Annotated in this window: 24 protein-coding genes and 1 other RNA gene; 21 read left to right on the top strand and 4 right to left on the bottom strand. The window is 62.6% G+C overall.

Annotated elements, in window-relative coordinates; translation table 11 throughout:
- Positions 1 to 3 precede the first annotated feature (3 nt).
- The 6 genes from PWP93_RS02650 (at position 4) to PWP93_RS02675 (ending at position 4,851) form a co-directional block, all read left to right on the top strand.
- Positions 4 to 1,218 carry a hypothetical protein gene (locus PWP93_RS02650; RefSeq protein WP_421043363.1) on the top strand — a complete coding sequence of 405 codons (1,215 nt, stop codon included), beginning with the start codon at positions 4 to 6 and terminating at the stop codon, positions 1,216 to 1,218.
- A 126-nt stretch (positions 1,219 to 1,344) separates the two neighbouring features.
- The gene (locus PWP93_RS02655; protein WP_421043364.1) at positions 1,345 to 1,563 is read left to right on the top strand and encodes a hypothetical protein; all 219 of its coding nucleotides are present in this window, start codon (positions 1,345 to 1,347) and stop codon (positions 1,561 to 1,563) included.
- Positions 1,560 to 2,057, top strand: a complete 498-nt coding sequence (locus PWP93_RS02660; protein ID WP_421043365.1) for a DUF2924 domain-containing protein — start codon at positions 1,560 to 1,562, stop codon at positions 2,055 to 2,057. Before PWP93_RS02655 ends, PWP93_RS02660 begins: the two co-directional genes overlap by 4 nt.
- Positions 2,054 to 3,418, top strand: coding sequence for a recombinase family protein (locus PWP93_RS02665; RefSeq protein WP_421043366.1), 1,365 nt, complete (start codon positions 2,054 to 2,056; stop codon positions 3,416 to 3,418). The genes PWP93_RS02660 and PWP93_RS02665 overlap by 4 nt, the downstream gene beginning before the upstream one ends.
- Positions 3,415 to 3,855: a LacI family transcriptional regulator gene (locus tag PWP93_RS02670; RefSeq protein ID WP_421043367.1), complete on the top strand. Its 441-nt coding sequence runs from the start codon at positions 3,415 to 3,417 to the stop codon at positions 3,853 to 3,855. Before PWP93_RS02665 ends, PWP93_RS02670 begins: the two co-directional genes overlap by 4 nt.
- A 93-nt stretch (positions 3,856 to 3,948) precedes the next feature.
- Entirely contained in the window at positions 3,949 to 4,851 is a 903-nt protein-coding gene (locus PWP93_RS02675) for a hypothetical protein (RefSeq protein WP_421043368.1), read from the top strand.
- 302 nt (positions 4,852 to 5,153) lie between these two features.
- Here PWP93_RS02675 and ssrA read toward each other — a convergent pair.
- From ssrA to ompA, 4 genes are all read right to left on the bottom strand, one after another.
- Positions 5,154 to 5,523, bottom strand: a transfer-messenger RNA (tmRNA) gene (ssrA, locus tag PWP93_RS02680).
- A 76-nt stretch (positions 5,524 to 5,599) separates the two neighbouring features.
- Positions 5,600 to 6,322, bottom strand: a complete 723-nt coding sequence (locus PWP93_RS02685; RefSeq protein WP_421043369.1) for an HAD-IA family hydrolase — start codon at positions 6,320 to 6,322, stop codon at positions 5,600 to 5,602.
- Between the two features lie 24 nt (positions 6,323 to 6,346).
- The gene (gene ubiG / locus PWP93_RS02690; protein WP_238467477.1) at positions 6,347 to 7,045 is read right to left on the bottom strand and encodes a bifunctional 2-polyprenyl-6-hydroxyphenol methylase/3-demethylubiquinol 3-O-methyltransferase UbiG; all 699 of its coding nucleotides are present in this window, start codon (positions 7,043 to 7,045) and stop codon (positions 6,347 to 6,349) included.
- A gap of 181 nt (positions 7,046 to 7,226) precedes the next feature.
- Positions 7,227 to 7,871 carry an outer membrane protein OmpA gene (ompA, locus tag PWP93_RS02695; protein WP_213293794.1) on the bottom strand — a complete coding sequence of 215 codons (645 nt, stop codon included), beginning with the start codon at positions 7,869 to 7,871 and terminating at the stop codon, positions 7,227 to 7,229.
- A 588-nt stretch (positions 7,872 to 8,459) separates the two neighbouring features.
- Here ompA and gyrA point away from each other — a divergent pair.
- From gyrA to rfaD, 15 genes are all read left to right on the top strand, one after another.
- Positions 8,460 to 11,063, top strand: coding sequence for a DNA gyrase subunit A (gene gyrA, locus PWP93_RS02700; RefSeq protein WP_421043370.1), 2,604 nt, complete (start codon positions 8,460 to 8,462; stop codon positions 11,061 to 11,063).
- A 207-nt stretch (positions 11,064 to 11,270) separates the two neighbouring features.
- Entirely contained in the window at positions 11,271 to 11,879 is a 609-nt protein-coding gene (locus PWP93_RS02705) for a DUF2059 domain-containing protein (RefSeq protein ID WP_421025249.1), read from the top strand.
- A gap of 152 nt (positions 11,880 to 12,031) precedes the next feature.
- On the top strand, positions 12,032 to 13,114 hold the full coding sequence (serC, locus tag PWP93_RS02710) for a 3-phosphoserine/phosphohydroxythreonine transaminase (protein WP_421024454.1): 1,083 nt from the start codon (positions 12,032 to 12,034) through the stop codon (positions 13,112 to 13,114).
- A 62-nt stretch (positions 13,115 to 13,176) separates the two neighbouring features.
- Positions 13,177 to 14,259 (top strand): prephenate dehydratase, encoded by a 1,083-nt coding sequence (pheA, locus tag PWP93_RS02715; RefSeq protein WP_421043371.1) that lies wholly within the window; start codon positions 13,177 to 13,179, stop codon positions 14,257 to 14,259.
- Between the two features lie 127 nt (positions 14,260 to 14,386).
- Complete coding sequence (hisC, locus tag PWP93_RS02720) at positions 14,387 to 15,493, top strand: histidinol-phosphate transaminase (RefSeq protein ID WP_421043372.1); 1,107 nt, start codon at positions 14,387 to 14,389, stop codon at positions 15,491 to 15,493.
- Positions 15,494 to 15,531: 38 nt separating this feature from the next.
- Positions 15,532 to 16,521, top strand: coding sequence for a prephenate dehydrogenase (locus tag PWP93_RS02725; protein WP_421043373.1), 990 nt, complete (start codon positions 15,532 to 15,534; stop codon positions 16,519 to 16,521).
- Positions 16,522 to 16,602: 81 nt separating this feature from the next.
- Complete coding sequence (aroA, locus tag PWP93_RS02730; protein ID WP_421043374.1) at positions 16,603 to 17,907, top strand: 3-phosphoshikimate 1-carboxyvinyltransferase; 1,305 nt, start codon at positions 16,603 to 16,605, stop codon at positions 17,905 to 17,907.
- Between the two features lie 27 nt (positions 17,908 to 17,934).
- Positions 17,935 to 18,669 (top strand): (d)CMP kinase, encoded by a 735-nt coding sequence (gene cmk / locus PWP93_RS02735; protein WP_421043375.1) that lies wholly within the window; start codon positions 17,935 to 17,937, stop codon positions 18,667 to 18,669.
- Between the two features lie 138 nt (positions 18,670 to 18,807).
- Positions 18,808 to 20,538 (top strand): 30S ribosomal protein S1, encoded by a 1,731-nt coding sequence (gene rpsA / locus PWP93_RS02740; RefSeq protein WP_213293869.1) that lies wholly within the window; start codon positions 18,808 to 18,810, stop codon positions 20,536 to 20,538.
- Positions 20,539 to 20,563: 25 nt separating this feature from the next.
- Entirely contained in the window at positions 20,564 to 20,887 is a 324-nt protein-coding gene (locus tag PWP93_RS02745; RefSeq protein ID WP_035522478.1) for an integration host factor subunit beta, read from the top strand.
- A gap of 260 nt (positions 20,888 to 21,147) precedes the next feature.
- Entirely contained in the window at positions 21,148 to 21,441 is a 294-nt protein-coding gene (locus tag PWP93_RS02750) for a lipopolysaccharide assembly protein LapA domain-containing protein (protein ID WP_129562524.1), read from the top strand.
- A gap of 105 nt (positions 21,442 to 21,546) precedes the next feature.
- On the top strand, positions 21,547 to 22,722 hold the full coding sequence (lapB, locus tag PWP93_RS02755) for a lipopolysaccharide assembly protein LapB (protein ID WP_421043376.1): 1,176 nt from the start codon (positions 21,547 to 21,549) through the stop codon (positions 22,720 to 22,722).
- Positions 22,723 to 22,777: 55 nt separating this feature from the next.
- Complete coding sequence (locus tag PWP93_RS02760; protein WP_421043377.1) at positions 22,778 to 24,178, top strand: UDP-glucose dehydrogenase family protein; 1,401 nt, start codon at positions 22,778 to 22,780, stop codon at positions 24,176 to 24,178.
- Positions 24,147 to 25,133 carry a D-glycero-beta-D-manno-heptose-7-phosphate kinase gene (gene rfaE1 / locus PWP93_RS02765; protein WP_421024445.1) on the top strand — a complete coding sequence of 329 codons (987 nt, stop codon included), beginning with the start codon at positions 24,147 to 24,149 and terminating at the stop codon, positions 25,131 to 25,133. The genes PWP93_RS02760 and rfaE1 overlap by 32 nt, the downstream gene beginning before the upstream one ends.
- Before the next feature lie 119 nt (positions 25,134 to 25,252).
- Positions 25,253 to 26,245 (top strand): ADP-glyceromanno-heptose 6-epimerase, encoded by a 993-nt coding sequence (rfaD, locus tag PWP93_RS02770; protein ID WP_421043378.1) that lies wholly within the window; start codon positions 25,253 to 25,255, stop codon positions 26,243 to 26,245.
- Positions 26,246 to 26,253: the final 8 nt, after the last annotated feature.

The following is a 26,253-nucleotide window of genomic DNA, read 5'->3' on the forward strand; positions in this document are numbered from 1 at the left end:
CTCATGAGCGCGTACAAGTGGCAGTTCAGTTCCCGTTTCCGCCGCAACGCCTTCGGCTGGCGATCCGCCACGCCGATTCAGCGTATCAAGGAAGCGCTTTCAGAAATCAAGGCGGTCGCACGCAAGGAGCCAGTGGTTGCGGCCGAGGGGGCGGTGCTGCTCCTCGAAAAGCTGTCTCCCTCTCTCGAGCAGGTCGATAGCTCCTCGGGTGCCTTGGGGGCGGCGGTCAACAAGGCCATCGAAACACTGGTGCCAATCATTGCGAAGGCGGATGTCGACGCGAGCGCTCGGCAGCGTTGGCTTGAACGCCTGTGGCGGGCTTTGCAGGACGATGAGATGCCCTACATCGAATCTCTCGGCGAGCACTGGGGCGAACTGTGCGTTACCCCGGAGATTGCTGCCCGGTGGGTCGATGAGTTCTTGCCGCTGGTCGAACATGTCTGGGGTTCCCAATCCTCCGGTCATGGTTTTTTCAAGGGGACGGGTGCATGCCTTGCTTCGTTGTACGCCGCCGGTCGCCATGAACAACTGCTCGCGTTGCTGGAGCGAGCGCCGTTCCAATGGTGGTATTACCGCCAGTGGGGCGCAAAGGCGCTCGAAGCGATGGGGAAGAAGGCGGAGGCGATTCGATATGCAGAACAGTCGCGCGGCTTGAACGACCCTGGCTGGCAGATTGCAGAGGCCTGCGAAGCCATCCTGTTATCGTCGGGCATGGCGGAGGATGCATATCGACGCTATGCGATCGAAGCCAATCAAGGCACGACCAATCTCGCCACCTTTCGCGCCATCGCCAAAAAATATCCGAACATTACGCCGGAGCAGATTCTGCGCGACCTGGTTGCCAGCACGCCCGGTGCTGAAGGCAAATGGTTCGCCGCCGCGAAGGATGCTGGCCTGTTCGACTTTGCCATCGAGCTGGTCACGCGCAGCCCGACCGACCCGCGCACACTGGCGCGCGCAGCAAGAGATTTTGCCGAGCGTCAGCCTGGGTTCGCGGTCGCTGCCGGCCTTGCTTCATTGCGGTGGATTTCGCTCGGCCATGGTTATGAAATCACGGGTACCGATGTGCTCGATGCCTATTCTGCCGTGTTGAAGGCGGCGTCAACGGAAGGCATGGATATTCAGTGGGTCAAGAGCCAGGTCAGGGATATGCTGGCCTCGACGCCCGCAGGCAATCAGCTCATGAAGACCGTTCTCGCCCATCATCTGGCGGTCTGATTCAGTCGCGTTTTTGCGATAGCCTGCATCGGTATGCGGGCATACGAAACTCCCTCATGGTGTCGGTGACGGTTCGGCTGGAGAATTTCGCTTTCAAGGCGAGTTTGACGGAGAGGATCGATACCGATGCACGAGACAAACCAGATTTCCCCAGAACGGATGACCCCGGAGCAGCGCCGGCTCGAAGTCGCGTCGCTGCTGGCCAACGGGCTCGTGCGCCTGCGCATCAGCCACTTTCCACAGTCCACAAAGCGCCTGCCGGAGGGTGAGTTTGAGCTTGCCTTATCTGGACGCCAGCGCGTTCATAAAGACCCCGTCAACAACAAAAATACGGAGTCCAGATGACTACGTGCCCGCGCGAATACACAACACCAGCGTCGGTTGCTGCGCAAATCGCCCGATTGCCTGATTTGCCAATGACAGAGATCAAGGCGCTTTGGCGCAGGCTGATCGGGGGCGATACGCCCACGCACAACCGGCAGTTTCTCGAGCGTCGCATTGCATACCGACTGCAGGAAGTCGAGTTTCGCAAGGTCGATCCAAACCTGCTTGAGAGGAACAAGCGCCGCATTGCCAATCTGATAGAAACGGGCAAGCTCACGAAGAAGGCGCGATCGTACCGTCCGCCAGCGGGGACGGTGCTGACCCGCGAATACCAGAAGGTCGAGTATCGCGTGACGGTCATTGCGGACGACCGATATGAGTTCGAAGGTCGGCGATACCCGAGCCTGTCGATGATTGCTCGCGAAATTACCGGGACGCGTTGGTCAGGTCCCGTGTTTTTCGGTCTCACGGAGTCGGGAAAGCGGAAGGTTGAAAAACAGCGGGGGCGGAAATGAGCGATTCACTGACCCGGCGCTTGCGCTGCGCCGTCTACACGCGTAAATCCACCGACGAGGGACTGGACCAGGAGTACAACTCGATCGATGCGCAGCGCGATGCGGGGCATGCGTACATCGCGAGCCAGCGTGCCGAGGGCTGGATTCCGGTCGCCGACGACTACGACGATCCGGCATACTCGGGCGGGAACATGGACCGTCCCGCGATCAAACGCCTGATGGCAGATATCGAGGCGGGCAAGATTGACATCGTGGTGATCTACAAAATCGACCGGCTGACGCGCAGCCTGACAGACTTCGCCCGCATGGTTGATGTGTTCGAGCGCCACGGCGTGTCGTTCGTCTCGGTTACCCAGCAGTTCAACACCACAACCTCGATGGGCCGACTGATGCTGAACATCCTGCTGTCCTTCGCCCAGTTCGAGCGCGAGGTCACCGGGGAGCGCATTCGCGACAAAATCGCTGCCAGCAAACGCAAGGGCATGTGGATGGGCGGTATTCCGCCCATCGGGTACGACGTGGTGAATCGACGACTGGTTTTGAATGACGGCGAGGCAAAACTCGTGCGCCACATCTTTCGGCGTTTCGTCGAAATCGGATCGAGCACCCTCTTGGTCAAGGAGCTGAGACTCGATGGCGTGACGTCGAAGGCCTGGACCACGCAGGATGGCAAAGTCCGTAAGGGGCGGCCGATCGACAAGGCGCTGATCTACAAACTGCTGCACAACCGTACCTACCTCGGGGAATTGCGCCATCGGGACCAATGGTATCCGGGAGAGCATCCGTCGATCATCGATAGCGAGCTGTGGGACCGAGTTCATGCAATCCTGTCCACCAATGGTCGTGCGCGCGCGAGCGCCACACGGGCGAAGGTGGCGAAGGTGCATTGTCTGCTCAGGGGTATGGTGTTCGGAAGCGACGGCCGGGCGCTGTCACCAATTTCCACGGTGAAGAAAGACGGGCGTCGATACCGCTACTACGTCCCTCAGCGTGAGAAAAAGGAGCATGCCGGTGCGTCGGGTCTGCCTACCTTGCCAGCGGCCGAGCTCGAGGCAGCGGTGCTGGATCAACTGCGGGCGATCCTTCGGTCACCGGGGCTGATCGGGGATATGCTGCCTCGTGCTATCGCACTCGACCCCAGCCTGGACGAGGCCATGGTCACTGTGGCGATGACCCGTCTCGATGCGATCTGGGACCAGCTGTTCCCGGCCGAGCAGACCAGGATCGTCAATTTGCTGGTCGAGAAGGTGATCGTGTCGCCCGATGATCTGGAAGTGCGGTTGCGCGCGAACGGCATCGAGCGTCTGGTCCTTGAATTGCGACCGGCGACCGATGGTGGGGCCGAGGAGGTCATGGCATGAGTAAGATGTCGATCCAGCAGTCAGGGAAGTTAAATGTCGTCGAAGCAAGCGACGGCCGCCTGACGCTGTATGTACCGATCAGGATCAAGCGGCGTGGCGGCCGCAAATTGGTCACGCTGCCCAGCGGTGAAGCCATGAAACCTCGACCTTGGGACAACAATACCGCCACGCCGCTCCAGTTGGCGTTGGCCCGAGGTCATCGCTGGCTGGGGATGCTGACGTCGGGGGAAGTGCAGTCGCTCAAGGAAATTGCTGCCCGCGAAAACGTTGACCCCAGCTATGTAAGCCGCATGGTCAATCTGACCTCGCTGGCACCCGACATCGTGGCTGCGATTCTAGACGATGCGCTGCCGGATCACATCACGCTGTTCGATCTCGCGGTTGATCCGCCGGCGCTGTGGGAGCAGCAGCGTGTGCGGCTCCGACCGGAGGATTGACAGTGGGGGCTTTCGCTGGCGATTGCGTTGTGCCGATACCTCGCTAAACTCTTGGTGGTCGTGGCTTTGGCCGTCAACTGTGGAGCTTGATGATTGAGCGCAATCCAAAAGATCAACCCCGAAAACCGCTTGGTGGTGGCGAAGATGCTGCCAGACGGGCGCATCGATCATTCCTCGGTCCAAGCTTTACAGCAGTGGCAGCGCGGTCCTCGCAATCTTGAGCTTGTCAGGCACGGTTATGGTTCAGACATGCTTGACATCCTTACCCACGAACTGGGCCTTGTATCTGTCGATGAGGAGGGCCTGCTGCGGTCTAAGATTATCGTCGTTCGATCGGAAGAGGACGCGAAGGGCGCTGTAATGCGTCTACTCGGAAAAATTGCAGAGGCTCTGGTAGTCCGTGCTTGTAACGCGGATTTGTGGGCGAACCGTCGGTGGGGCCAAGTTGGGCGCAGAGGGCGGTACGTTCATCAAACTCTTGACGACTACATTGCCGTTGGTACGGGTCTTGAAACGACGCGTCATCGATACGCGCAGAAGTATCGCCCCAATGATCCGCACCGCGACGTCATCTGGATAAACAAGAGCAACACGGTGAGCGAGTTGCAAATGCTTGATCAGGGGCGCCCAGCTGGTATTTCGGCGGGACTTCAGCTCAAGGTCAGCATGGACGGCTTCAGCTACATCTATAAGACCGACATTGCCCGCGCGAAGTATGAAGTTCCGCTTGTCTATTTCGACCTCTGTAACGACTACTACAGGTTGACCGACGCGATATACGCGGAAGAACGTGATGTCGCCATAGGGGTGGATATCGTTCGCGGGATGGACGTTGATCCGGCCCTCCACGATGAGCTTTGTTCGCATTGGTGGCTCGCGGACAACTTGATACGTGGGCGCATGGCCCTTGACGACCTAGTGAAGAACGACCTCCTTTTTGATGCATTCAAGAAGGATTTGCTCGAACACGACAGTGCGACGGTGATCACCATCTAGGCATGCTTCCGGGCGCGGATTCTTTCGATTGCCAATGCTGGATATTAACCACCCGATTCGTCCGCGCGTAACACATTGATTTTTAAAAGCGGTGGCCTGTGGCCTGTGTGGACTTCGGGCGGGCCGGGGAGAGTGAGGTCGGAGAGAGAAATGGCCGGGAGAGAGGAGAAGATGGCCCGAAAGGGGTTGGACCGCCGAGCGGCGAAGTCCACATGCGTTCGCAGCAACTTCCGCGTGTACGCGGGAACCGGCGCGATCAGGCAAGAAAAAACCCCAACCGAGAGCGGTTGAGGTTCGGATATTGGTGGAGCCGGCGGGAATCGAACCCGCGTCCAGAAGCAGTCCATAACCAGTTCTACATGCGTAGTTCTGTCATTTGATTTAACCGCAGCGACGCGGACGAACACGCTGCGCTACGGCGATTCACTGGATTTTCGACTCTGGCGTCGTGACGCCGACAGAGCTTAACTGACGTATATGACCTCTGGCGGTATTGCTACCGGTCTTGCGACGCTAGCCCGTCAGTGAGCCAGGCAGAGGACGGCGGCCCTTAGGCTGCCAGTGCGAACGTATCGTCGTTTGCAGTTACGTTTTTCCCATTGATTAACGAGGTGACGGGTCCTCGGCATGCCCTGATTACTTCATAACCCCTGTCGAAACCAGGTCGGCCCCGGGGAACTACAATTATCACATAGTTCGGAAGATGAGGCTAACCGCCCCTGAATCAAGGGCACGTGCGTCAATCTTCTTATCCTCGGCCCACGTTCTGAAGCAGTGAGAGGAGCGCCGCAGCGGTGTCGGCCAGGTAGTCGGCATTCCATTGCGCCGGTGGTTCGACGTTGCCGCAGTAGCCGTAGGCCGCCGCGATCGTCGCCATGCCGGCCGCGTGGCCCGCCTGCACGTCGCGCAGGTCGTCGCCGACATAGACTACCCGCCTTGCATCGACGCCTAGCGCCTGCGCCGCATGCAGGAGCGGGGCGGGGTGAGGCTTCGAGTAGGGGGTGGTGTCGCCGCTCACTACGCAGGCTGCGCGCGTGTCGAGATGCATCAGCTTGACGAGCGGGTCGGTGAGCCGCGCGACCTTGTTGGTGACGATGCCCCACCGCACGCCACGCGCGTCGAGGTCGTCGAGCACTGCGTCGATGCCCGCAAAGAGCGCCGTCTCGACGCGCAAATTGGCCGCGTAGTTGGCGAGGAACTCTTCGCGCATTGCCGCGAACTCGCCGTCGTCCGGGCCGATGCCGAACGCTCCGCCAATCAGGCCACGCGCGCCCGCCGAGGCGAGCGGCCGCAGTTTCTCGTAGGGTGCGCTCGCCAGGCCGCGCGCGTGGCGCATCTGGTTGACGGCGGCGGCGAGGTCGGGCGCTGTGTCGGCTAGCGTGCCGTCGAAGTCGAACAGCACGGCGTCGCATGTGTCCAGCGTCGCACGGGAGTCCGGCGCAGGCGTACTTTCAAGCTGAGTCTGAGTCATGTCGGAAGGAGGCGGGCAATGGCTTCAGGCGTCACGCCGGCAGGCAATCATATAGTTGACGCTCGAGTCGTTCGACAGCGCGAAACGTCGCGTGAGCGGGTTGTAGGTGATGCCCTTGATCTCGGCCGGGCGCAGGCCGGCTTCGCGCACAAAGCCCGCGAGCTCCGACGGGCGAATGAAGCGCGCGTAGTCGTGCGTACCCTTGGGTAGCATCTGCGCGATGTATTCTGCGCCGATCACGGCAAGCAGATACGACTTCACGTTGCGGTTGAGCGTCGAGAAGAACACCCAGCCGCCCGGCTTCACGAGCGTCGCGCAGGCCTTGACCACGCTCAGGGGCTCTGGCACGTGCTCGAGCATCTCCATGCAGGTGACCACGTCGAACGAAGCGGGTTCGCGCGCCGCAATCGCTTCCGCCGCGATTTCCTCGTATTCCACCGTGATGCCACTTTCCAGGCTGTGCAGGTCCGCCACGCCCAGCGCTTCGCTGGAGAGGTCGATGCCCTTTACATTTGCGCCGAGACCCGCCATCGACTCTGACAGAATGCCGCCGCCGCAGCCGATATCGAGGACGCGCTTTGCAGGCAAATGCGCATGGCTGTCGATCCAGCCAAGGCGGATAGGGTTCAGCTCGTGCAGCGGCTTGAATTCGGCGTTCGGGTCCCACCAGCGATGAGCAAGATCGCTGAACTTCTGCAACTCGTGGGGATCGGCATTGGTCATGTCGGAGAGGCCGCTGGTGCGCCAGGGCGGGGGAGAATAGGTAAGCCCCGAGTATATAGGCGGGGGGCTGTGGCGGCAAAATGGGCTGCCATGCCTGGGTCGCTCATATCCGGAAAGACGGTGAAAATAAAAAAGCCCCGCCGAAGCGGGGCTTTGAGACTTGCTTGTCGCAGCTCGCAGATTACTGTTGCTTCTGCGTGCCGACAACTTCGACTTCCACGCGGCGATCCGGTGCGAGGCAGGCGACGAGTTGCTTGTGGTTCTTCTGGTTGCAACCAGTCGTAACCGGGTTGCGCTTGCCCTTGCCTTCCGTGTAGATGCGGTCGGCCGGAACGCCCTTGCTGACCAGGTACGACTTGACGGCTTGCGCACGGCGCAGCGACAGACGGTCGTTGTAAGCAGCCGAGCCGATGCGGTCGGTGTAACCCGTTGCAACGATGACTTCGAGGTTCAGGGCCTGGGTCTTGCTTGCCAGATCGTCCAGCTTTTCCTTGCCAGCCGGCTTCAGGACAGCCTTGTCGAAGTCGAACAGGGCGTCAGCTTGGTACGTGATCTTCTGGCTCGTGATGGCCGGCGGCGGAGCGACCGGCGGCTGCGGTGCCTGGGCGACCAGGGCGCCATCGCACTTTGCGTTGGCGGTGGCCGGCGTCCAGAATGCATCGCGCCAGCAAAGCTCGTTCGTGCCGTTCATCCACACGTATTCGCCGGTACCATTCACCCAGTTGTCATTGACGGCTTGTCGCGACGCCGGCACCGATTGTGCTTGGGCGGATGCAGCCATAACTGCGGTAGCTGCAATGAACGCGAGCTTTGAAAGTTTATTCATATTTCTCCTCTCGAAATTGAGATTACCGCAGGTTTACTGCGAGCCATATGACGAAGACTAGTCATACATTGCTCGAAGTATAACATTGGCGAGTTGTGAGACACGTCTTGTGTAGACTTCGAGCGGTGTCTAACTTTGTGCGTTGGCATTTTGCCATATCGTTCCCGTCCGACGATAAAAAAAATCCGCCCCCTTCATCAGGGCTTGTCGAATGTGGTACACCCGCAACAAAAAGTTCCCGCTCGATCTCCTGGTAGTGTGCCTGGTTGGTGGAGGAGTGCAAGGTGCCTGATTCAGGGCGCTGCGCTTTATCACACGAACAGGGGGCGAATCTCATTCGCGCATGATATTTGCCAGCGCGACACGACGCGTTTGAATCGCTGTGCGCCGTTTTGAGCCGCTCGGGCTCGCCCCCACTAATAGGTATACGTAGATAGTCCCCGGGCGGCGGGCAGGGGGCTCGCGCATGATAGAATCATAAGATTGCGCTGCGTCTGCGGCGTCCATGCGACAGCAGGGCGCGTTGCGCGGTTTGTCTGGCAGGCAGGCTTGCCCGGCAGCCCCGTGCGCCCGATAACGACATCGATAATGGATCAATTCGCCAAAGAGACTCTGCCTATCTCCCTCGAGGAGGAAATGCGCCGCTCGTATCTCGACTACGCGATGAGCGTGATCGTCGGGCGGGCGCTGCCGGATGTGCGTGATGGCCTGAAGCCCGTGCACCGGCGCGTGCTGTACGCGATGCACGAGTTGAACAACGACTGGAACCGCGCTTACAAGAAGTCGGCGCGTATCGTCGGCGACGTGATCGGTAAATACCACCCGCACGGCGACACGGCTGTCTATGACACCATCGTCCGGATGGCGCAGGACTTCTCGCTGCGCTACATGCTGGTCGACGGCCAGGGCAACTTCGGCTCGATCGACGGCGATAACGCCGCGGCCATGCGTTACACCGAAATCCGCATGGCGAAGATCGGCCACGAACTGCTCGCCGACATCGACAAGGAAACCGTCGATTTCGGGCCGAACTACGACGGCAGTGAAAACGAGCCGCAGATTCTGCCCGCGCGCATCCCGAACCTGCTTATCAACGGTTCGTCGGGCATCGCGGTTGGCATGGCCACGAATATTCCGCCGCACAATCTCAACGAAGTGGTCGATGCTTGCCAGCATCTGCTGAGGAATCCGCAGACCACGATCGATGAGTTGATCGAAATCATTCCGGCACCGGATTTCCCGACCGCCGGCATCATCTACGGCGTCGCCGGCGTGCGCGACGGCTATCGCACCGGGCGCGGGCGCGTCGTGATGCGCGCGGCCACGCACTTCGAAGAGATCGACCGCGGCCAGCGCATGGCGATCATCGTCGACGAGCTGCCGTATCAGGTGAACAAGCGTTCGTTGCTGGAGCGCATTGCCGAGCTCGTCAACGAAAAGAAGCTCGAAGGCATTTCCGACATCCGCGACGAGTCGGACAAGAGCGGCATGCGCGTCGTGATCGAGCTCAAGCGCGGCGAAGTACCCGAGGTCATCCTCAACAATCTGTATAAGGCGACGCAGCTGCAGGACACGTTCGGCATGAACATGGTCGCGCTGGTGGACAACCAGCCGAAGCTGCTGAACCTGAAAGAAATGCTCGAGCATTTCCTGTCGCACCGTCGCGAAGTGCTCACGCGGCGCACGGTATACGAACTGCGCAAGGCGCGCGAACGCGGCCACGTGCTCGAAGGCCTCGCAGTTGCGCTTGCGAACATCGACGAGTTCATCGCCATCATCAAGGCTGCGCCCACGCCGCCGATCGCGAAGCAGGAGTTGATGAACCGTCCGTGGGACTCGTCGCTCGTGCGCGAGATGCTCACGCGCGCGGAGCAGGAAAACGCGTCGGCGGGCGGCCGCGACGCATATCGCCCCGAAGGTCTGAACCCGCAGTACGGCATGCAGACCGACGGCCTCTATCGTCTGTCCGATACGCAGGCGCAGGAAATTCTGCAAATGCGGCTGCAGCGCCTCACGGGTCTGGAGCAGGACAAGATCATCGGCGAGTACCGAGAAGTGATGGCGCAAATCGCCGACCTGCTCGACATCCTCGCGCGTCCCGAGCGCGTAACGGTCATGATCTCCGACGAACTCGCCGCGATCAAGAGCGAATTCGGCGACGCCCGCCGCTCGAAGATCGAGATGAACGCGACCGAGCTGAACACCGAGGATCTGATCACGCCCCAGGACATGGTGGTCACCATGTCGCATGCGGGCTACGTGAAATCGCAGCCGTTGTCCGAATATCGCGCCCAAAAGCGCGGAGGTCGCGGCAAGCAGGCCACGTCGATGAAGGAAGACGACTGGATCGACACGCTCTTCATCGCCAATACGCACGACCACATCCTGTGCTTCTCGAATCGGGGCCGCGTGTACTGGGTCAAGGTGTACGAAGTGCCGCAGGGCTCGCGCAACTCGCGCGGCCGTCCGATTGTCAACATGTTCCCGCTTCAGGACGGCGAGAAGATCACGGTCGTGTTGCCGGTGAAGGAGTTCTCGGCGGACAAGTTCGTGTTTATGGCGACTGCACTCGGTACGGTCAAGAAGACACCGCTCGAGGCATTCAGCCGCCCGCTGCGCAAGGGTATTATTGCGGTCGGCCTGGATGAGGGCGACTACCTGATCGGCGCAGCCATCACCGATGGCGCGCACGACGTGATGCTGTTCTCGGACGCCGGCAAGGCAGTGCGCTTCGACGAAAACGACGTGCGGCCGATGGGCCGCGAAGCGCGCGGTGTGCGCGGCATGCAGCTCGAGGAGTCTCAGCAGGTCATCGCGCTCCTCGTGGCGGAAGACGAGCACCAGTCGGTGCTCACGGCAACCGAGAACGGCTACGGCAAACGCACGCCGATCACCGAATACACACGCCACGGCCGCGGCACGAAGGGCATGATCGCGATCCAGACGTCGGAGCGCAACGGCAAGGTGGTGGCGGCTACGCTCGTGGACCCGGAAGCCCAGATCATGCTGATCACGACCACGGGTGTGTTGATCCGCACGCGCGTCTCGGAGATCCGTGAAATGGGCCGTGCGACGCAAGGTGTTACACTCATCAGCCTTGACGAAGGCACGAAGCTTTCTGGCCTGCAGCAGATCGCGGAGGCCGATGCCGAAGGCGACATCGCTGACGGCGAGGATGAAAGCGACGAGTAAGTTTCGCGTGCAGGTTGATGTGGCCAGGCGGCCCGCGCGAGCGGGCCTCTTCATATCAGGATGCCGTCGGTGTTTTGAGTGGCCAACGGTGCTGAATGGTGCCGGGTGAATCGCAGGATCGGGCGGCGGGCGCGCAAAGCACGCTCCGGAGCGCCCCCCGCAGTTTGCGCGGCAGGCAGTTCGATTATTTTCTCAGAGGGAGTAATGATGCAAAAACGATTCAAGCAGGTAATGTTGCTGGCCGCTCTCGTGCCGACGTTCGCCATGGCGCAAGCGCTTCAGAACCAGGCGCCCGCTCCGGCGGCACCGGCTGCTGCCGCAGCACCGATCGATCCGGCCAAGCAAGCCGCGATCAAGGACCTGCTGGACGCGATCGATGCGCAGAAGCTCGTCGGCGCAATCGGCAACAGCGCGCAAATGCAGGCAAAGCAGCTCGTCCCGGCAATCCTGTCGGACGCGCTGTCGGAAAACAAGACGATGACGGACAAGCAGAAGCAAGCTTCCGTCCCGACGCTGCAGAAGAACGCAGTGCCGAAGCTGGTTGACTCGGCAGGCCAGGTCTTCGCCACGGAGTCATTCAAGCAGGACGCGATGCAAGCTCAGTACGACGCTTATGCCAAGTACTACAGCACGTCGGAAATCAAGGACCTGACCACCTTCTACAAGAGCCCGACCGGCCGCAAGTTCATCCAGGTTCAAGACCAGGTGGGCCGCGACGTCGTCAACGGTCTGATGCAGAAGTACATGCCGCAGTCGATCAAGGCCACGCGCGACCAGGCCGACAAGGAAGTCGCTTCGGTCAAGCCGGCCAAGTAAGCATCGCCTGTCGCACTTGCCCGGGAGGCCCGCGTTGGCGGGTTCCCGGCGACAATGCGATAATGGCCGTTTGTGCGATAAGCACAAGCGGCCATTATTTTTTTGGCGCACCGGCCTGGGGCCGTGGCGTCTGCCTCGGGGATCCCCATACGATGCGCGTCTTCAACTTCTCCGCCGGACCGGCTGCATTGCCCGAAGAGGTGCTCCGCCAGGCCGCCGACGAAATGCTCGATTGGCACGGCAGTGGCATGAGCGTGATGGAAATGAGCCATCGCGGCCCGGAATTCATGCAAATTCACGGCGAGGCGCTGCTCGATCTGCGTGAACTCATGCAGGTGCCGGCAAGCCACCAGATCCTGTTTCTGCAAGGCGGCGGCATCGGCGAGAACGCGATCGTTCCGCTGAACCTGTTCGGTGCGAAGCCGCGCGCCGACTTCGTGATCACGGGCTCGTGGTCGCAGAAGTCGCAGAAGGAAGCGCTCAAGTATGGCGCGGCGCACATCGCAGCAACGGGCCGCACCGAAGCGGGCTTCACGCACGCGCCGGCGATGAGCGAGTGGAAGCTCTCCAACGATCCCGCCTACGTGCATCTGTGCACGAACGAGACGATCGACGGCGTGGAGACCTTCGAGATTCCTGATCTGGGCGATATTCCGCTCGTGGCCGACGCCTCGTCGCATATCCTTTCGCGCCCGATGGACCTCGCCAAATACGGCGTGCTCTACGGCGGTGCGCAGAAGAACATCGGCATGGCGGGCGTGACGGTCGTGATCGTGCGCGAAGACCTGCTGGACCGCGCAATGCCCATTTGCCCGTCGGCGTTCGAGTGGAAGACCGTTGCTGCGAACAACTCCATGTTCAACACGCCCCCCACTTACGCGATTTACATCGCGGGCCTCGTATTCAAGTGGCTCAAGCGCCAGGGCGGCCTCACGGCCATCGAGGCGCGCAATATCGAAAAAGCGCAGCTGCTCTACGACACGATCGACGCGAGCAGCTTCTACATCAACAAGGTGGAGCGTCGCGCGCGCTCGCGGATGAACGTCCCGTTCTTCCTCGCAGATGAAACACGTAACGATGATTTCCTGGCCGGCGCGAAGGCGCGCGGGCTTCTGCAGCTGAAGGGCCACAAGTCCGTCGGCGGCATGCGGGCGTCGATTTACAACGCGGTGCCCCTTGAAGCAGTGAAGGCACTGGTCGAGTACATGAAGGAATTCGAGGCGAAGCACGCCTGACGGGGTTTCACGCCCCGCAAGCGCGTTCTCGCGCATCTCCTTTCAGATTGCCGGTTTCACGCATGGACGACGAACTCAACACACAACTCAAGCCGTTGCGCGAGCGCATCGATGCGATCGATGCCCAGCTCATCACGCTCCTGAACCAACGCGCGGCGGTGGCGCTCGAAGTGGGCGAGGTCAAGAAGCACTTCAATGCGCCCGTATTCCGCCCGGAGCGCGAGCTCCAGGTGATCGAGCGCCTGCAGGGCATGAGCGAAGGTCCGCTCGGCAACGATCACATCAGCGCGATCTGGCGCGAGATCATGGCCGCGAGCCGCTCGCTCGAAAAGACCATTTCGGTGGCATATCTCGGCCCGGTCGGCACCTATTCCGAGCAGGCGACGTTCGCGTACTTCGGTCAGTCGATCGAGGGCATGCCGTGCCCGTCCATCGACGAAGTCTTTCGCTCGGTCGAGTCGGGCGCCGCGGAATTCGGCGTCGCGCCGGTCGAGAATTCGACCGAAGGCGCGGTGTCGCGCACGCTCGATCTGCTTCTGCAGACGCAACTCGTGATCGGCGGGGAAATCGCGCTGCCGATCCAGCACAACCTGATGACGCAAAGCGGCACGCTCGACGGCGTGACGCGCGTGTGCGCGCACCCGCAGGCGCTGGCGCAGTGCCAGCGCTGGCTCACGGTCAACGCGCCGCAGCTGGAGCGCCAGGCCGTATCGAGCAACGCCGAGGCCGCGCGCCTCGCGGCGCAGGATCCGACCATCGCGGCCATCGCCGGCGAACGCGCGGCCACGCACTATGGCCTCGCGATCGCCAATGCGCTGATCCAGGACGACCCGCATAACCGCACGCGCTTCGTGATGATCGGCAAGCAGCCGGCGGGCGTGTCGGGCCACGACCAGACCTCGATGATCGTCTCGGTGAAGAACGAGCCGGGCGCCGTCTACAAGCTGCTCGAACCGCTCGCGCGCCACGGCGTGTCGATGACGCGCTTCGAGTCGCGCCCGGCGCGCGTCGGTACGTGGGAGTACTACTTCTACATCGACTTCGAAGGCCATCGCGACGAGCCGGCCGTAGCTGCGGCGCTCGAAGAGTTGGGCAAGAAAGCCGCATTCCTGAAGATTCTCGGCTCGTATCCGCGTTCGCGCTAAGTTCGTTTTTGCCCCGGTTTCGCCCGCAGTTGTGCCTCCGCGGCGCGGCGGCCGAAGCCGCCAGCGATCCTGCATGGGGCGCAGCGACGGCGTCACGCGGACCTTCGCCGATACTGGAGAAACACGCATGACCACGCAATTCGGCCCAACATACGTGCGCGCGATCGCGCCGTATGTTGCCGGCAAGCCGATTTCCGAAGTTGCCCGCGAGTTCGGCCTCGACGAGGCGTGCATCGTGAAGCTCGCGTCGAATGAGAATCCGCTCGGCATGCCCGAGTCGGCGCAGCGCGCGATTTCACTGGCTGCGAGCGAGTTGGGCCGGTATCCGGATTCGAACGCCTTCGAACTGAAGGCCGCGCTGGCCGCGTGCTACGACGTGCCGCCCGAGTGGATTACGCTAGGCAACGGCAGCAACGACATCCTCGAAATGGCCGCGCACGCATGCGTCGAGCGCGGCCAGTCGATCGTCTATTCGCAATATTCGTTCGCGGTCTATGCGCTTGCGACCCAAGGGCTCGGCGCGCGCCATCTCGTGGCGCCCGCCGTACAGTACGGCCACGATCTGGATGCGATGCTCGCGGCCATTGCCGACGATACGCGTCTGCTTTTCGTTGCGAACCCGAACAATCCAACGGGCACGTTCATCGACGGCGCCACGCTCGAAGCGTTCATCGCCAGGGTGCCGGGCCACATTGCCGTGGTGCTCGACGAGGCCTACACCGAGTATCTTGCGGCGGACAAGCGCTACGACTCGATCGCGTGGGTGCGCCGCTATCCGAACCTGCTGGTTTCGCGTACGTTCTCGAAGGCTTACGGGCTCGCGGGCCTGCGCATCGGCTTCGCGATCGCGCAGCCCGAGCTCACCGATCTGCTCAACCGGCTGCGCCAGCCGTTCAACGTGAACACGCTCGCGCAGGCTGCGGCTATTGCGGCGCTCGGCGACGCGGCGTTCCTCGACAAGAGCGCTGCATTGAACGCCGAAGGCTATCGCACGCTGACCGCCGCGTTCGAGCGCATGGGGCTCGAGTACGTGCCGTCGGACGGTAACTTCGTGCTCGTGCGCGTGGGCAACGACGATCAGGCCGGCGATCGCGTCAATCTCGCGCTGCTCAAGCAGGGCGTGATCGTGCGCCCGGTCGGCGGCTATGGCCTGCCGCAGTGGTTGCGCGTGACGATCGGCTTGCCCGAGGAGAACGCGGCATTCCTCGCGGCGCTCGAACGCGCGCTCGCATAGCATGCGCGCGCAATTTTTCTTTTTATTCCGGTGATGGTGTGAGCGCGTTTTCCTTCAACAAACTGGTGATTTTCGGTGTCGGCCTGATCGGCGGGTCGCTCGCGCGCGCTTTGCGCGAGCGTGGCGACACCCGGCGCAGCGGCGCCACGGGCCAGGTGATTGGCGTGGGCCGCCGTGCCCATTCGGTCGCGCGCGCGCTCGAATTGGGCGTGATCGACGCGGCTGTGACGCTCGATGACGAAGCGGCGCTGGCCGCCGCGCTCGACGGCGCGGACCTCGTGCTGATCGCGGCGCCTGTGGCACAGACGCAGGCGCTGCTCGAACGCGTCGCGCCGCATCTGCAGTCGCACACCATCGTCACCGACGCTGGCAGCACCAAGGGCGACGTGATCGCCGCCGCGCGCGCTGCGCTCGGCGAACGCATCGGCCAGTTCGTGCCGGGGCATCCGATCGCGGGCCGCGAATCGAGCGGCGTCGAAGCGGCGTTGCCGGATTTGTACGTCGGCCGCAACGTCGTGCTGTGTCCGCTCGAGGAAAACTCGCCCGAGGCAGTCGAGCGCATCGCCGCGATGTGGCGTGCAACGGGCGCGGTCATCGGCCAGATGCCGGCTGCGCAGCACGACCGCGTATTCGCTTCGGTGAGCCATTTGCCGCACGTGCTTTCCTTCGCGCTCGTCGACCAGATTCTGGCCACGCCCGACGCCGAGTTGAAATTCTCGTTCGCCGCGGGCGGGTTCCGCGACTTCACACGCATTGCCGCGTCGAGCCCCGAAATGTGGCGTGACGTCTGTCTCGCGAACCGCACTGCGCTGCTCGCGGAACTCGACGCCTACACTAATGTGCTGGCGAGGCTGCGCGCGGCCATCGACGCGGGCGACGGCGCGGCGCTCGAAGCCGTGTTCGCGCGCTCGCGCGCGGCGCGCGACGCATGGCAGGAACGCGGCGGCAAGCGCGCGAATGGCGAAGGCGGCGCAGCGGCGGAGGGCTCCCAAGCTGCGCCCGGCGCTACCGACGCCGCTGCCAAATAGGCGGTCCCCGGCAATCAGGCAACAGTCATGCGGCGCGGCGCATCGTTTTGAAGCCCGCCACGGCAATATCAGGACAAGCTCATGGAACACCTCAATCTCGGACCGTTCACCCGTGCATCCGGCACGGTACGCCTGCCTGGCTCGAAGAGCATCTCGAATCGCGTGCTGCTGCTTGCGGCGCTCGCCGAAGGTGAAACGACGATCACGAACCTGCTCGACTCCGACGACACCCGCGTGATGCTCGATGCGCTCGCGAAGCTCGGCGTGAAGCTCACGCGCGAAGGCGACACCTGCGTCGTGCAGGGTACGCGCGGCGCGTTCACGGCGAAGCAGGCGGACCTGTTCCTCGGCAACGCGGGCACGGCGGTGCGTCCCCTTACGGCGGCGCTCGCCGTGAATGGCGGCGACTATCGCATCCACGGCGTGCCGCGCATGCACGAGCGGCCCATCGGCGACCTCGTCGACGGCCTGCGCCAGATCGGCGCGAAGATCGACTACGAACAGAACGACGGCTACCCGCCGCTGCGCATCCGCCCGGCGCACATTAGCGTCGACGCGCCCATCCGCGTGCGCGGCGACGTGTCGAGCCAGTTCCTCACCGCGCTGCTCATGACGCTGCCGCTCGTGCGCGCCCAAGGCGGCGTGACGATCGTGGAAGTGGACGGTGAGTTGATCTCGAAGCCCTACATCGATATCACCATCAAGCTGATGGAGCGTTTCGGCGTGAAGGTCGAGCGTCACGGCTGGCAGCGCTTCGAGGTGCCGGCGGGCGTGCGCTATCAGTCGCCGGGCAAGATCATGGTCGAGGGCGACGCTTCGTCGGCGTCGTACTTTCTCGCGGCGGGTGCCATCGGCGGCGGCCCGCTGCGCGTGGAGGGCGTGGGCCGCGCGAGCATTCAGGGCGACGTCGACTTCGCCGCCGCGCTCATGCGCATGGGCGCGAACGTGACGGTGGCCGACGACTGGATCGAAGTGCGCGGCATCGGCAACGATCATGGCAAGCTCGATCCCATCGACATGGATTTCAACCTGATTCCGGACGCGGCGATGACGATCGCCGTGGCGGCGCTCTTTGCCGGTGGCGCGACTACGCTGCGCAATATCGCGAGCTGGCGCGTGAAGGAGACCGACCGCATCGCGGCGATGGCGACCGAATTGCGCAAGGTCGGCGCCGACGTGGAAGAGGGCCCCGACTACCTGATCGTGCGTCCGCCCGAAAAGCTCGTGCCGAACGCCGCGATCGACACCTACGACGATCACCGCATGGCGATGTGCTTCTCGCTCGTGAGCCTCGGCGGCGTGCCGGTGCGCATCAACGACCCGAAGTGCGTCGGCAAGACGTTCCCCGATTATTTCGAGCGCTTTCTGGCGCTCGCGCAATCCTGATTCCACCGCAGCCGACCCCCTCGCCGCATGAAACAGATTCGTCCCTTTTATCCGACGCCCCTGATCGCGATCGACGGCCCGACTGCCTCCGGCAAGGGCACGGTGGCCACGCTGGTTGCCGCGCACCTCGGCTTTCACTTGCTCGACAGCGGGGCGTTGTACCGGCTCGCCGCGCTCGCGAGCATGCGCTACGCGATTGCGGCCGATGACGCCGACGGGCTTGCAAAGCTGATCGACGATCTCCACATCACGTTCCGCGAAGGGCTCGCGCAACTCGATGGCGTTGACGTTTCGAACGAAATCCGCGCGGAGGAAGTCGGCAACCGGGCCTCCATGATTGCCGCGCATCCGTCCGTGCGCGCCGCGCTGGTGGCCCGCCAACGGGCGTTCCGCAAGCTTCCGGGCCTCGTCGCCGATGGCCGCGATATGGGCACGGTAATCTTCCCGGACGCCGACCTGAAGGTGTTCCTGACGGCCAGCGTGGAGGCTCGCGCGGCCCGCCGGTATAAGCAATTGATCCAAAAAGGTTTTTCTGCTAATATGGATGACTTGCTCCGGGATTTGCGTGAACGCGACGCGCGCGACAGCAATCGCGCGGCCGCGCCGCTCAAGCCCGCAGCGGATGCGAAGCTGTTGGATACCTCGGCGCTGTCCATCGACCAGGCGGTCGAACAGGTCGTGCAGTGGTACCAGGAGTCGAGCCAGCGATCCGTGCGCCATCCCGATGGCCACGGCAAGTCGCAGAGTAAAGAGCAGTCGTAGCAAGTAGTGGTGCCCTGCTGGGAAGCAGGGCGTTTGTTAAACCCTTTAACCCCGTATGGCTTTTGCATCTGCGCCGCGAACGTAAGCGCTCCGGCCTCAACGCCGACAGTCAAAACTGACTGACGTGCAGCAAAAACCATGCAAATCCAGATTTTTATGTCCGACCTGCAAACCTCCACCCCGAATACCGAATCTTTCGCGGCTCTGTTCGAAGAGTCGCTGACCCGCCAGGACATGCGCGCCGGCGAAGTCATCTCCGCTGAAGTCGTGCGCGTCGACCACAACTTCGTGGTCGTCAACGCTGGCCTGAAGTCCGAGGCTTACATTCCCATCGAGGAATTCCTGAACGACCAGGGCGAAGTGGAGGTTCAGGCGGGCGATTTCGTTTCCGTCGCGATCGACGCGCTGGAAAACGGCTACGGCGACACCATCCTGTCGCGCGACAAGGCGAAGCGTCTCGCTTCGTGGCTGTCGCTGGAAAAGGCTCTCGACAACAACGAACTCGTGACCGGCACGATCACGGGCAAGGTCAAGGGCGGCATGACCGTGATGGTCAACGGCATCCGCGCGTTCCTGCCGGGTTCGCTCGTCGACACGCGTCCGGTCAAGGACACGACGCCGTACGAAGGCAAGACGCTCGAATTCCGCGTCATCAAACTCGACCGCAAGCGTAACAACGTCGTGCTGTCGCGCCGCGCAGTGATCGAAGCCACGCAGGGCGAAGAGCGCGCAAAGCTGCTCGAAACGCTCAAGGAAGGCGCGATCGTCAACGGCGTGGTCAAGAACATCACCGACTACGGCGCGTTCGTGGACCTCGGCGGCATCGACGGCCTGCTGCACATCACCGACATCGCATGGCGCCGCGTGCGTCACCCGTCGGAAGTCCTGTCGGTTGGCCAGGAAGTCACCGCCAAGATCCTCAAGTTCGACCAGGAAAAGAACCGCGTTTCGCTCGGTATCAAGCAACTGGGCGACGATCCGTGGGAAGGCATCTCGCGCCGCTACCCGTCGGGCACGCGCCTGTTCGGCAAGGTCACGAACATCACCGACTACGGCGCGTTCGTCGAAGTCGAATCGGGCATCGAAGGCCTGGTTCACGTGTCGGAAATGGACTGGACCAACAAGAACGTTGCTCCGTCGAAGGTTGTCCAGCTGGGCGACGAAGTCGAAGTCATGGTCCTCGAGATCGACGAAGACCGCCGCCGTATCAGCCTCGGCATGAAGCAGTGCAAGGCCAACCCGTGGGATGACTTCAGCCGCAACTTCAAGAAGGGCGACAAGCTGCAAGGCGCGATCAAGTCGATCACCGACTTCGGCGTGTTTATCGGCCTGCCCGGCGGCATCGACGGCCTGGTTCACCTCTCCGACCTGTCGTGGAGCGAAACCGGCGAAGAAGCTGTCCGCAAGTACAAGAAGGGCGACGAAGTCGAGGCCGTGGTTCTGGGCATCGACGTCGAGAAGGAACGCATCTCGCTCGGCATCAAGCAGCTCGAAGGCGACCCGTTCAGCAACTTCGTTGCTGTCAACGACAAGGGCTCGATCGTCGACGGCGTGGTCAAGTCGGTCGACGCCAAGGGCGCTGTCGTGACGCTGAACGCAGACGTCGAAGGTTACCTGCGTGCTTCGGAAATCGCGCAAGACCGCGTGGAAGATGCTCGCAACGTGCTGAAGGAAGGCGACAAGGTCAACGCGATGATCATCAACATCGATCGCAAGTCGCGTGGCATCAACCTGTCGATCAAGGCGAAGGATTCGGCCGAGACGCAGGAAGCGCTGCGCAGCATGTCGGCTGATTCAGGTCAGGCTGCCACCGGCACGACCAACCTCGGCGCGCTGCTCAAGGCCAAGCTCGACGGCCAGAACCAGTAAGCCTCAAACGGGGGCAAGCTGAAGTATGACCAAATCTGAATTGGTCGCGCAGCTGGCTACGCGATTTCCGCAACTTGTTCTGAAGGATGCGGATTTCGCGGTCAAGACGATGCTCGATGCGATGTCCGAGGCGCTTGCCAAGGGTCATCGCATCGAAATTCGTGGCTTTGGCAGTTTCGGCCTGAATCGCCGGCCGTCGCGCGTCGGACGCAATCCCAAGTCGGGTGAGAAGGTGCTGGTGCCTGAGAAGTTCGTGCCGCATTTCAAGCCTGGCAAAGAGTTGCGCGAGCGCGTCGACCGTCATTCGGGCGAGCCGCTGAAGGCAGACGAGCCGGACGACGATCTGTAAGCGCCGCAGGGTATTCGCAGCGGTTGCAGCCGTTGGCGGTCAATGCCAGATGGCCAGTGCATGGACCGAAAAAAGCGCAGGGTTTTTCGAAACCCGGCGCTTTTTTTTCGTCCACGTTTTTGCCGGTGCGGCTTGCGGCTTTGCGCACGTGCCGGCTCGCGAGCCGTTCCATTACAATACGGGACACTTCGGCGCCCCTTTGCTGCGGCGCAGCAAAGGGGCGGTGCGGTGCATTCCCGCAACTGCCAAGAGAATCCTTCATGAGATTTATCGCCTGGGTGATCCGTGTACTGGTGTTCGTGTTATTGCTCGTGCTTGCACTGGAAAACACGGATCCTGCGACACTGCACGTCCTGGCCGGCTATTCGTGGCAGGCTCCGCTGATTCTGATCGGGCTGGCGTTCTTCGTTGTGGGGCTGCTGGCCGGTCTGCTTTCGGCGCTGCCCGCGATGTTCCGGCTGCGCATGGAGAACGGACGCCTGAAGCGCGACCTTCGCACCGCGAAGGAAGCGCCCGCAACGCCCGCGGAGCCGCCGCTGCCGCCGCTTATCTGACTTGACTTGCCGTGCCGCGCGCCGCCGATGCCACAAAGGTGCTTTACAGGTGCTTGAAGGGTGTCCGCAGCACGCGGCCTGATTACCGTTCCTACCATCGCTCGCATGGATCTCGATTTTTGGTGGCTGCTCGTCATTCCCGTCGCATTTGCGCTCGGCTGGATGGCGTCGCGCTATGACCTGAAGGCGTTGCTGTCCGAAAGCGCCAATCTGCCGCGTTCGTATTTCCGCGGTCTGAATTTCCTGCTCAACGAGCAGCCCGACAAGGCCATCGACGCGTTCATCGAGGTTGCCAAGCTCGATCCCGAAACAGTCGAACTGCACTTCGCGCTTGGCAACCTGTTTCGCCGCCGCGGTGAAACCGATCGCGCGATCCGTGTGCACCAGAATCTGCTGTCGCGCTCGGACCTGCCCGTGAACGAGCGCGATCACGCGCTCTATGAACTCGGCCAGGACTTCCTGAAAGCCGGCATGCTCGATCGCGCGGAAGAGACGTTCAGCATGCTCAAGTCGGGCGACTATGCGCATGGCGCGCAGCGCGCGCTGCTCACGATCTATGAGATCGAAAAGGACTGGAACCGCTCGATCGAGACGGCGCGGTTGCTCGAAACCATGGGAGCGGAGCCGCTCGGCCTCGAAATCGCCCAGTTCCACTGCGAGCTTTCGCAGGAAGCGCTGCAGCGCAAAAACCCGGACGAGGCGCGGCGCCAGCTTGTGCTCGCGCTCAAGGCCAATGAGCAGAGCGTGCGCGCGACGATTCTCGGCGGCGACGTCGACGCTGCGAGCGGTGACTGGCAGGCTGCGCTCGCGCAGTGGAAGCGCGTCGAAGCCCAGAACCCCGCCTATCTGCCGCTGGTGGCCGAGAAGATCATGAAAGGCTACGAGGCGCTGGGCCGCACGCAAGAAGGGGCGCAACTGCTCACCGGGTGGGTCGATCGCTATTCATCGAACGATCTACTCGATGTCGCCTATAGATACGTGGCCGAGCTGAGCGGCACCGACGCGGCCCACGCGCTCGCCCGCGCGCAAATGCAGAAGTCGCCGAATCTCGCCGGCATGACGCGCCTGCTCGAAGCTCAGCAGGCGAACGCCGAAGAGCCGCGGCGCGGCGAGCTCGAACTCATGAGCAAGCTGATCCAGCAGCGCACCAAGAATCTGCCGCGTTACACGTGCCAGAATTGTGGCTTCCGGGCGCGCCTTTTCTACTGGCAGTGTCCCGGTTGCAGCGGCTGGGAAACGTATGCGCCGCGCCGCGTAGAGCCCATCCCCGCACCAGGTTGATGCGCGCATCGGCGCATAAGCCACATCCATTTCCGAATTTGTCACCGGAGCGCGTATGAAAATCACCATTATCGGTACCGGCTATGTCGGTCTCGTCACCGGGGCGTGCCTTGCCGAAATCGGTCACGACGTGTTCTGCCTCGACGTCGATCCGCGCAAGATCGATATCCTGAACGGCGGCGGCGTGCCGATCCATGAGCCGGGTTTGCTCGAACTCATCGAGCGCAACCGCAAGGCCCGCCGCATCACGTTTTCCACCGACGTTGCTGCAAGCGTCGCGCACGGCGAGGTCCAGTTCATCGCCGTGGGCACGCCGCCCGACGAAGACGGCTCGGCGGACCTGCAGTACGTGCTCGAAGCTGCGCGCAGCATCGGCCGCTACATGAACGGCTTCAAGGTGATCGTCGACAAGTCGACGGTGCCGGTAGGCACCGCCCAGCGCGTGCAGGCTGTGATCGCCGAAGAGCTTTCGAAGCGCGGCCTCGACGGCAGCGGCCAGCACCGCTTCTCGGTGGTCTCGAACCCCGAGTTCCTGAAGGAGGGCGCAGCGGTCGATGACTTCATGCGCCCCGACCGCATCATCGTCGGCATCGACGACGACGCGAACGGCGAGGTCGCGCGCGAGAAGATCAAGCGCCTCTATGCTCCGTTCAACCGCAACCACGAACGCACGATCTACATGGACGTGCGCTCGGCCGAGTTCACGAAGTACGCGGCCAACGCCATGCTCGCCACGCGCATCTCGTTCATGAACGAGATGGCGAATCTCGCCGACCGCGTGGGCGCCGACATCGAGTCGGTGCGCCGCGGCATCGGCTCCGATCCGCGCATCGGCTATCACTTCCTTTACGCGGGCTGCGGCTATGGCGGCTCGTGCTTCCCGAAGGACGTGCAGGCGCTGATCCGCACGGCTGCCGAGTCGGGGCAGAATCTGCGCATTCTGGAAGCGGTCGAGAACGTGAACGATGACCAGAAGGACGTGCTCGTGCAAAAGATCGTCAAGTCGCTTGGCGAGGACCTCACGGGCAGGCGCTTCGCGGTCTGGGGCCTCGCGTTCAAGCCGAACACCGACGACATGCGCGAGGCGCCGAGCCGCCGCCTGATCGCCGAGCTGCTCACGCGCGGCGCGACAGTGTCGGCCTACGATCCAGTCGCGACCGACGAGGCGCGGCGTGTGTTCGCGCTCGATCTCGCTGGCGCGCCGGATCAGCACGCGCGCCTCACGTTCGCGGCGAGCCAGGACGAGACGCTCAAGGGTGCCGATGCACTCGTGATCGTCACCGAATGGACGGCGTTCAAGGCTCCAGACTTCGAGTATCTGAAAGAGACGCTGAAGGCGCCGCGCATTTTCGACGGGCGCAACCTCTATGAACCCGACGCAATGGCGGAGCTCGGTTTTGACTACCACTCGATTGGACGGCCTCATGTCAAGCACGCAACAGCCCCAGCAGCCTGAGAACGCGGCGCTCGCTCCCGAGGTTACGGTCGTGCCGCGCGAGAGATTTGCGGCGTCGCGCGTGCTGGTAGTGGGCGACGTCATGCTCGACCGCTACTGGTTCGGCGACGTCAACCGCATTTCGCCGGAAGCACCGGTGCCGGTGGTTCATGTGCAGCGCCAGGAGGACCGCCTCGGCGGCGCAGCCAACGTGGCGCGCAACGCGGCGGCGCTCGGTGCGAGCGCGGGCCTTTTGTGCGTGGTGGGGCACGACGAGCCCGGCGAGCGCATCGTCGAGCTGCTCGGCGAGAGCCACGTGAGAGCGTATCTCGAGCGCGATCCCGCGCTGCCCACCACGATCAAGCTGCGCGTCCTGTCGCGTCAGCAGCAGCTGCTGCGGGTGGACTTCGAAAAATCGCCCGCGCACGAGGCGCTGCTCGCGGGCCTCGCGCGCTTCGATGCGCTGCTGCCCTCTCACGACGTGATCCTGATGTCCGACTACGCGAAGGGCGGCCTCACGCACGTCACGCAGATGATCGCGAAGGCGCGCGCCGCGGGCAAATCCGTGCTGGTCGATCCGAAGGGCGACGATTGGGAGCGCTATCGCGGCGCGAGCATCATCACGCCGAACCGTGCGGAATTGCGCGAGGTGGTGGGTTCCTGGAAGTCCGAAGCGGATCTGCTCGCGCGCGTGACGAAGCTGCGCCAGGAGCTGCAGTTCGACGCGCTGCTGCTCACGCGCTCGGAAGAGGGTATGACGCTCTTTTCCAATGCCGGCGTGCTGCACGCGCCGGCTGTCGCACGCGAAGTGTATGATGTCTCGGGTGCGGGCGACACCGTGATCGCGACGGTCGCGGCCTCACTGGGCGCGGGCCTCTCGCTCGTCGAGGCCGTCGCGCTCGCGAACCGCGCCGCCGGCATCGTGGTCGGCAAGCTCGGTACCGCCACCGTCGACTACGACGAACTCTTTCAATGACGTTCCGCGGGCGGCCCGCTTGTAACATAGCGGGCGCGGCTGCTCGACGGGCGCGGTGAGGCAGGGATTTCAGGAGAGTTTTCCCGGCCTCGCGTGAACCTCTTCACCGCAGAATTACCATGACCCTCATTGTGACCGGCGCGGCCGGCTTCATCGGCAGCAACATCGTCAAGGCGCTGAACGAACGCGGCGAAGACCGCATCATCGCCGTCGACAATCTCACTCGCGCGGACAAGTTCAAGAATCTCGTCGACTGCGAGATCGACGATTACCTCGACAAGACCGAGTTCGTCGAACGCTTTGCGCGCGGCGATTTCGGCAAGGTGCGCGCGGTGTTTCATGAAGGCGCCTGTTCGGACACCATGGAAACCGACGGCCGCTACATGATGGACAACAACTTCCGTTATAGCCGCACGGTGCTCGACACTTGCCTCGCTCACGGCACGCAGTTTTTGTATGCGTCGTCGGCGGCCATCTATGGCGGGTCGAGCCGCTTTGTCGAAGATCGCGAAGTGGAAGCGCCGCTGAACGTCTATGGCTATTCGAAATTCCTGTTCGACCAGGTGATCCGGCGCGTGCTGCCCATCGCGCAAAGCCAGATCGCAGGCTTTCGCTACTTCAACGTGTATGGGCCGCGCGAGACGCACAAGGGCCGCATGGCCTCGGTGGCGTTCCACAACTTCAATCAGTTCCGCGCCGAAGGCAAAGTGAAGCTGTTCGGCGAATACAACGGCTACGCACAGGGCGAGCAGACGCGCGACTTCGTGTCCGTCGAAGACGTCGTGAAGGTCAACCTGTTCTTCTTCGATCATCCCGAGAAAAGCGGCATCTTCAACCTTGGCAGCGGCCGTGCACAACCGTTCAACGACATCGCGAGCACGGTGGTCAACACGCTGCGCGTGATGGACGGCAAGAGTGCGCTCACGCTCGAAGAGCAGGTGCAGCAAGGCCTCATCGAATACATTGCGTTCCCCGATGCGCTGCGCGGCAAGTACCAGTGCTTCACGCAGGCCGATCTCGCGAAGCTGCGCGCAGCGGGCTACGACGCCCCGTTCCTGACGGTGCAAGAGGGCGTCGATCGCTATGTGCGCTGGCTGTCCGGCCAGGTGTAAGCGAAGGC

The sequence above is a fragment of the Paraburkholderia sp. A1RI-2L genome (assembly GCF_048957375.1).
GTDB lineage: Bacteria > Pseudomonadota > Gammaproteobacteria > Burkholderiales > Burkholderiaceae > Paraburkholderia.